We start from the raw sequence: 7318 nt of genomic DNA on the forward strand, positions 1-7318 counted from the left end.
CCCCCCCTAAAAATATCGTAGCATATTTTAAATGGGCTTAATTCATTATACTCTTTTTTTATCTACAAATCAAACATTATGACGTAACTAAAAATCTAAAATTTTCTTCTTATTTGTTAAAACCTTCAGAAGATTAGCTATGACTCGAACTCTAAGAGCACTAAAGGCTGGGCAAAAACCCGCTTTTGTCTTATTTCAATCCACTATACCTGATAATATTTCCTTTCGCTTCCAGAAATTTCTATGAAAAAAACGCCACATGGGCGTTTTCCTGTTCTTACGGTTTAATACGGTGCAACATACGTGGGAATGGAATGGCTTCACGGATGTGTTTTGTTCCTGCCGCGAAGGTTACCATACGTTCGATACCGATACCAAATCCACCGTGTGGAACTGTACCGTATTTACGAAGGTCAAGGTAGAATTCGTACTCTGTACGATCCATACCAAGTTCATCCATCTTAGCCACGAGGGCATCGTAGTCTTCCTCACGCATAGATCCACCGATGATTTCTCCATAGCCTTCTGGAGCAAGCAAGTCTGCACAAAGCACGCGCTCTGGATTTCCAGGAACTGGTTTCATGTAGAAGGCCTTGATGGCTGCTGGGTAGTTCATGACAAATGTTGGCACACCAAAATGGTTTGAGATCCAAGTTTCGTGTGGTGAACCAAAGTCATCACCATGCTCAAGATGTTCGTAGTCAGCGTCTTCATCATTCTCATGCTCTTGCAAGAGGTCAATGGCTTGATCGTAAGTGATACGTTTGAATGGCTCTGAAATGTAGCGTTTCAAGAGTTCTGTATCACGTTCCAAGGTTTCTAAGGCTTGAGGCGCACGGTCAAGAACACCTTGAAGAAGAGCTTTCACATAAGCTTCTTGCAAGTCAAGTGACTCATCGTGTGTCAAGTAGGAGTACTCTGCGTCCATCATCCAGAACTCAGTCAAGTGACGGCGTGTTTTTGATTTTTCAGCACGGAAAACTGGACCAAAGTCAAAGACACGACCAAGAGCCATCGCACCCGCTTCTAGGTAAAGCTGACCTGATTGGCTCAAGTAAGCTGGCGTTCCGAAGTAGTCCGTTTCAAAGAGTTCTGTTGAATCTTCAGCTGCATTTCCTGAAAGAATTGGGCTATCAAACTTCATGAAGCCGTTCTTGTCAAAAAACTCATAAGTAGCATAGATAATCGCGTTACGGATTTGCATCACAGCCACTTGCTTACGAGAGCGTAGCCACAAGTGACGGTTGTCCATCAAGAAGTCCGTTCCATGTTCTTTTGGTGTGATTGGGTAGTCTTGAGATTCACCGATCACTTCGATGTCTGTAATATCCAACTCATAGCCAAACTTAGAACGTTCGTCTTCTTTGACAATACCTGTCACATAAACAGAAGTTTCTTGGCTCAAGCGTTTGATAACATCAAACTTCTCAAGTCCCACTTCTTCACCAAATTTTTCTACAAAGTTTGGTTTAAAGGCCACACCTTGGAAGAAGGCTGTTCCATCACGCAATTGCAAGAAAGCGATTTTCCCTTTTCCTGATTTGTTGGCAACCCAAGCGCCAATCGTCACTTCTTGACCAACATAGTCTTTTACATCAATAATCGTTACACGTTTTGTCATTATTTTTCCTTTTCTTTTTTATTCTTTACGGCAAACCACTTCTATATTGTTCCCATCTGGATCAATTATAAAAGCAGCGTAATAAGGCTGATGATATTGAGGTCGAATACCTGGACGACCGTTATCTTGACCACCAGCTAAAAGACCAGCTTCATAAAAAGCATTTACCTGCTCCCTCGTCTCCGCATTAAAAGCAAAGTGAGTCGGATCAGACTTTCCTTGACTCAGCCAAAAATCACCAGCTGGAGCAGTTCGAGGCTCCGCAAAACTGACTGCCTGAGGAATATCAAATGCTATTTTATATCCCAATGGAGCCAAAGTTTTCTGATAAAAAACTTTACTAGTTTCTAAATTACTAACTTGAATTCCGAAATGATCAATCATTCTCACTACCCATAAATGCTTTCAAGCGTTTAACTGCTTCTTTAAGCGTGTCTAGGTCTGTCGCATAGCTGAGGCGGACATTTTCTGGCGCTCCGAATCCTGCTCCTGTAATCAAGGCCAGACCAACTTCTTCAAGAATAGCCGTTGTAAATGCTGTTACATCGCTATAACCTTTCATCTCCATAGCTTTTTTGACATTTGGAAAGAGATAGAAAGCTCCTTGTGGTTTGACAACTTCAAAACCAGAGACTTCACACAAGAGTGGATAGATGGTATTGAGACGTTCTTCAAATGCTTGACGCATAACTTCCACAGAATCTTGCGGTCCAGTTAGGGCTTCGATGGTTGCATATTGTGAAACAGCAGTTAGGTTAGAAGTTGTTTGACCTGTCAATTTGCTCATAGCAGCAATGATTTCTGGATCACCCACTGCATAACCTACCCGCCAACCCGTCATTGCATAAGCTTTTGATACACCGTTAATGACAATGGTTTGCTTGCGAATGGCTTCTGATAGACTAGAGATTGGTACGAACTCATTCCCGTTATAGACCAAACGACCATAAATATCATCTGCTAGGATGAGAATGTCATGTTCAACAGCCCAATTTCCGATAGCTAGTAATTCTTCACGAGTATAGATCATACCAGTCGGATTAGATGGTGAATTGAGAACCAAAACCTTGGTCTTATCAGTGCGAACTGCTTCTAACTGCTCTACAGTTACCTTAAAGTGGTTGTCTTCCTTAGCAGGAACAAAGACTGGAAGCCCTTCTGCCATCTTGACCTGATCTCCATAACTAACCCAGTATGGAGTTGGAATAATAACCTCATCTAAAGGATTGATTACAGCCATAAAGAAAGTATAGAGGGAAAACTTGGCGCCTGTGGCAAAGGTAACCTCATTACTTGCGACAGAATAGCCATAGTAGCGCTCGAAGTAGGTATTCACTGCAGCTTTTAATTCTGGTAGACCTGAAGCTACTGTATAGAAGGAAGCCTGTCCCTCTCGAATAGCTGCAACAGCTGCATCTTGAATATTTTCAGGAGTGTGAAAATCTGGTTGTCCCAAGGTCAAGAAAAGAACATCCTTACCTTGAGCTTTTAATTTTTTTGCTCTCGCATCACTAGCTAGAGTGACACTTTCTTCCATTTCTAAAACACGGTTGGATAGTTTCATAGGCCCTCCTTATTGACCAATGCTCCTGTTTCAAAATCTACTAGATAAAAATCAGAGCCTGACTTGACTTCCCAGATTGGCTTGTCTTTATAACGGCCAAAGGTAATCTTGTCAATCTCACCAGCTCCTTTTTCCTTAGAAACCGCTTCTGCTTTTTCTTGTGAAATACCTTGATTTAGCTGATAAACGTAAATCTTATGGTCATCTTTTCCAATCAGGACAGCAAGTGCTTCTTGTTTTTTATTACGACCAAGAACGCTATAATAAGATTCTAAGCCATTGTATAAGTCAACCTGATCAGCCTGCTCTAATCCTGCATACTGCTGAGCTAATTTTTCTCCTTCACTTTTAGCTGTTTGATAAGGTTTCATACTCAGAAACACTAGATACAGAAAGGAAGCACTGATAACCACAAGCAAAATCGTCATCCCTAGACCATACTGCCACAGTAGATTATTTTTTGCTTTGTTTTGTCTTTTTTTCACTCGTCTATTTTACCATCTATTAGGCTTTATTACAAGTGAATGCAAGAATACTCTTCGAAAATCAAATTCAAACCACGTCAGCTTCGCCTTGCCGTACCCAAGTACTGTCTGCGGCTAGCTTCCTAGTTTGCTCTTTGATTTTCATTGAGTATAAGAAACCAATTCTATTTCTCCCTTCAAAGCAAACCGATTTTTCTTAGTTAAAACCGAGCAAGAAAAGTAAAGACAGCTCCAAAATCAACCTATTAAAAAACCTGAGCTTGACACTCAAGTTTTCGTAATTTTTTTTGATCTATGGAATCACTTTATCATCCATTCTTTTAGCCATTTTTCCTAAAAATACAGGCAGTAGAAGGCTAATCATGACTAAAAAGAAGCCTAGATAAAGAAATGCTACTACAAAGCCTAAATTGTCAATCAACCAGCCTGTCAGTGGAAAGAAGACAATCATACTTAGGCTAAACATCATAGAATAGACACTCAGCATGGTTGCCCTTACTTCACTTGGAAGGCGCTCTTGCAAATCGTTATCAAAAATCGGCTGAAAAAGAGCATATAGAGCATTACTCATCAAATAAATCAAAATATAGATTAGAGGTGTTCCAAAGTAGGACAGCAGGTAGGTAGCTCCAGTCAGCAGGACAAGGACAGGGAAAAGCTTCAAGGCAGCATATTTCTTTCCAATCTTACTCGCTAGATAGACTGCGACGATATTCAAGAGACTACCAAGTAGCATAACTGCTGAAATTTGCCAACTACTTAAATCTGGTAACTGATTTTGATAGTAAAAATAAAACATGCACATGAGTACTCCGACAATCTGAGACAAAATCATCCAGTTGAACAGCATGGGATTTCGCTTCAACTCATCCTTAACAGTCCAAATAATCTGTTTCATGGTCACACTATCAGCTTTTTCTACTTTGACACTGGGCTCTTTCAGCATCCAAATCAGGAAAAGAACTATGATAGAAGTGGCAATCATGATATAGTAGGTCAGGTGCAATTGACCATGAACAAAAAATCCTGCTAGCACTGTCCCCAAAGACTGGGTTCCTTCTGACACTCCTGATAGGAAACTTGAAATGGATAGATAACGCTCCTTTAGTCCAGCCTCTACAGCCGAGTCATAGACCATTGCTGCGCTTGTTCCTGAATCAAAATTATAAGACAAGGCACTCACAGCCATTGCTAGTGCATAAATCCAAAAATTTCCCTGCCCAGCCAACATAAGAATAGAAGACAGAATCCCTGCTATTCGACTTAAATAAAGGTTGGTCTTATAGGAATAGCGGTCAGCTAACACACCAGATGGAATTTCACAGAGAAGACTGGTCGTATGAAAAATACTCTCCAGAAGTCCAATCTGCCAAAGAGACATGCCGTTTTGACTGAGAAAGAGAATCCAAAAACTGGTAATCCCTAAAAATGCAAAAAACTCAACTCCAGCCATCAGGCCAATATTTTTCCGATAATTTCTTATTAACATCTTTTCTCCTTAACAAGTGTATTATTATTTCTTTTGTCCGTCACTTGTTAATCTTTGCCTTACATGATCTCCACCCCTTTTTAGAAGCATTCTTCAATGCCATTATTGTTCCTTTAATGATTTATGAAATGATACCGGAAAATAGCTGTTATGCGGTTTCCATTGCGAGTTTTCTTGTTTATTTTAGCACTTATGTCATCATATTACAAGAGAATGTTAGAATACTCTTCGAAAATCAAATGCATTCCAGTCGCAAGTGATTAGAGTTTCTGAAATTTTACAATTTTCAAATAAACTCTGAGCAAATTTCTTGCAAGTCATTTTGTTTTGTTGTAATATATTTTATAACAACGAGAGAATTCTCGGAAATTTAAGAAAAAGGAGACACATCATGTCTAAAAAAGTATTATTTATCGTCGGATCACTACGCCAAGGTTCTTTCAACCACCAAATGGCGCTCGAAGCTGAGAAAGCACTTGCTGGTAAAGCGGAAGTTAGCTACCTTGATTATTCAGCTCTTCCTCTCTTCAGCCAAGATTTGGAAGTTCCAACTCATCCAGCTGTAGCGGCTGCTCGTGAAGCGGTTCTCGCTGCGGATGCCATCTGGATCTTCTCGCCAGTCTACAACTTCTCTATCCCTGGAACAGTGAAGAACTTGCTTGATTGGCTATCTCGTGCCCTTGACTTGTCTGATACACGTGGCGCTTCTGCCCTTCAAGACAAGTTTGTCACCGTATCATCTGTAGCCAATGCAGGTCACGATCAACTCTTCGCTATCTACAAAGACCTCTTGCCATTTATCCGTACACAAGTCGTTGGTGATTTCACTGCTGCACGTGTCAATGACTCTGCCTGGGCAGACGGAAAATTGGTTCTAGAAGAAACAGTCCTAAATTCACTTGAAAAACAAGCTCAAGACTTGGTTAATGCGATCTAGTAACTAACATAACAAAAGCGAACAAGACTACTTTTCTGACACTCAGAAGACTAGCTTGTTCGCTTTTTTCATTTATAAACTAAAATAGCTGATGATACATATTGTCAAATACAAAAGATCTTTTCATACTTCCTTTACAAAAACCAATTCCTGTGGCTGTGACAAATCTTCTCGGTAGTTAAATCCTGCAAAGCTTAAGCGACGAGCTTCCTCCACCGTTTGTACTTGATTTTCTATCAGGGCTGTCAGGAAGGCACCACGCGCTTTCTTGGAAATAGTTGAATGAATCTTCAGCTGACCACCTCTATCCTCCATGAATTTGAAGGTCACCATTTTTTCTCTAATTTCTTTAGAAAATACAGTCTCAAACTCGGATGACAAGAGAGAGAAAATCACTTCTTCCTGCTTCACAGCTTCATCATAGGCCGCCTTCCAATGGCTCTTTAAAGTCTTACTAGCGACTTTTAACTTCATCAAAAAATCCAAACGGTGAGGGGCCATGGGTGACAAGGCTGGAACGACACCGTACAAAGCCGAGGTAATGAAGACATGATTTTCAAGATAGGCTTGTTCTGCCTCGGTCAGTTTGTCTCGCTTGATGTGACGGTACATGAGCCCATCAAAAAGTTTCAGAGCTGGGTAGTGTTGAGCAGTTTGCCTTTTCAAAGCTTGGATATTTTGAAATTCTTCCGCCGCCTTCTCAGCTGATACCTTATAAAAACTCTCCAATTGACTAGCAGAATAGAGGGCCAAGGCATCCAACACGGCCTGACTTTCTGGTTTTAAAGGAGTTGCCTCGATACTCGGCAAGTCTGTGTTCATTTCTTTTGCTGTTGGGATTAAAATTTTCATATTGATAGTGTAGCATATTTTTTAGCCACAACCAAGAAATTCATCTGATACTCAATGAAAATCAAAGAGCAAACTAGGAAGCTAGCCGCAGGCTGTACTTGAGTACGGCAAGGTGAAGCTGACGTGGTTTGAAGAGATTTTCGAAGAGTATGAAAAACCTCGGTTTGACCGAGGCTTCTCTATTTATTTTGGCCATCCTAACCAGACAGCTACGAGAACAAGGGCTAGGCCAGCTAAACTTGTTAAGATAGATAAGAATTTATCTTTTTTCTCCTTGAACTGAGAAAAACCTATCTTCAAAGCGAGCAATCCAAGTAGCATTGAAGCAACCATCAAATAAAACCGCATTTGTTTGTCCTCCATTAGTCTT

At 40.6% G+C, this 7318-nt stretch carries 8 protein-coding genes; 1 reads left to right on the forward strand and 7 read right to left on the reverse strand.

Features of this window, described 5'->3' with window-relative positions; genetic code table 11:
- Window positions 1-277: 277 nt before the first annotated feature.
- From asnS to SMIDD26_RS06380, 5 genes are all read right to left on the reverse strand, one after another.
- Entirely contained in the window at window positions 278-1621 is a 1344-nt protein-coding gene (asnS, locus tag SMIDD26_RS06360; protein WP_033677725.1) for an asparagine--tRNA ligase, read from the reverse strand.
- Window positions 1622-1639: 18 nt separating this feature from the next.
- Window positions 1640-2005 carry a VOC family protein gene (locus tag SMIDD26_RS06365; protein WP_061439586.1) on the reverse strand — a complete coding sequence of 122 codons (366 nt, stop codon included), beginning with the start codon at window positions 2003-2005 and terminating at the stop codon, window positions 1640-1642.
- Window positions 1998-3185, reverse strand: coding sequence for a pyridoxal phosphate-dependent aminotransferase (locus SMIDD26_RS06370; RefSeq protein WP_061439587.1), 1188 nt, complete (start codon window positions 3183-3185; stop codon window positions 1998-2000). The genes SMIDD26_RS06365 and SMIDD26_RS06370 overlap by 8 nt, the downstream gene beginning before the upstream one ends.
- Window positions 3182-3670: a cell wall elongation regulator TseB-like domain-containing protein gene (locus SMIDD26_RS06375; protein WP_061439589.1), complete on the reverse strand. Its 489-nt coding sequence runs from the start codon at window positions 3668-3670 to the stop codon at window positions 3182-3184. Before SMIDD26_RS06375 ends, SMIDD26_RS06370 begins: the two co-directional genes overlap by 4 nt.
- Before the next feature lie 292 nt (window positions 3671-3962).
- On the reverse strand, window positions 3963-5159 hold the full coding sequence (locus SMIDD26_RS06380; protein ID WP_061439590.1) for an MFS transporter: 1197 nt from the start codon (window positions 5157-5159) through the stop codon (window positions 3963-3965).
- A 391-nt stretch (window positions 5160-5550) separates the two neighbouring features.
- On the opposite strand from SMIDD26_RS06380, the gene SMIDD26_RS06385 reads away from it, so the two are divergent.
- The gene (locus SMIDD26_RS06385) at window positions 5551-6096 is read left to right on the forward strand and encodes an NADPH-dependent FMN reductase (protein ID WP_061439591.1); all 546 of its coding nucleotides are present in this window, start codon (window positions 5551-5553) and stop codon (window positions 6094-6096) included.
- Between the two features lie 123 nt (window positions 6097-6219).
- On the opposite strand, the gene yaaA is transcribed toward SMIDD26_RS06385, so the two are convergent.
- Both yaaA and SMIDD26_RS06395 read right to left on the reverse strand, forming a co-directional pair.
- Window positions 6220-6948, reverse strand: coding sequence for a peroxide stress protein YaaA (gene yaaA, locus SMIDD26_RS06390; RefSeq protein WP_061439595.1), 729 nt, complete (start codon window positions 6946-6948; stop codon window positions 6220-6222).
- 183 nt (window positions 6949-7131) lie between these two features.
- Window positions 7132-7296, reverse strand: a complete 165-nt coding sequence (locus SMIDD26_RS06395; protein WP_061439597.1) for a YczI family protein — start codon at window positions 7294-7296, stop codon at window positions 7132-7134.
- Between the last annotated feature and the right edge of the window lie 22 nt (window positions 7297-7318).

The sequence above is a fragment of the Streptococcus mitis genome, from assembly GCF_001579035.1.
Classification (GTDB): domain Bacteria; phylum Bacillota; class Bacilli; order Lactobacillales; family Streptococcaceae; genus Streptococcus; species Streptococcus mitis_J.

What these genes read in the sequence shown, in the direction of transcription:
- asnS (WP_033677725.1), bottom strand. Translation starts at nt 1,621, where the DNA reads ATGACAAAACGTGTAACGATTATTGATGTAAAAGACTATGTTGGTCAA.
- SMIDD26_RS06365 (WP_061439586.1), bottom strand. Translation starts at nt 2,005, where the DNA reads ATGATTGATCATTTCGGAATTCAAGTTAGTAATTTAGAAACTAGTAAA.
- SMIDD26_RS06370 (WP_061439587.1), bottom strand. Translation starts at nt 3,185, where the DNA reads ATGAAACTATCCAACCGTGTTTTAGAAATGGAAGAAAGTGTCACTCTA.
- SMIDD26_RS06380 (WP_061439590.1), bottom strand. Translation starts at nt 5,159, where the DNA reads ATGTTAATAAGAAATTATCGGAAAAATATTGGCCTGATGGCTGGAGTT.
- SMIDD26_RS06385 (WP_061439591.1), top strand. Translation starts at nt 5,551, where the DNA reads ATGTCTAAAAAAGTATTATTTATCGTCGGATCACTACGCCAAGGTTCT.
- yaaA (WP_061439595.1), bottom strand. Translation starts at nt 6,948, where the DNA reads ATGAAAATTTTAATCCCAACAGCAAAAGAAATGAACACAGACTTGCCG.
- SMIDD26_RS06395 (WP_061439597.1), bottom strand. Translation starts at nt 7,296, where the DNA reads ATGCGGTTTTATTTGATGGTTGCTTCAATGCTACTTGGATTGCTCGCT.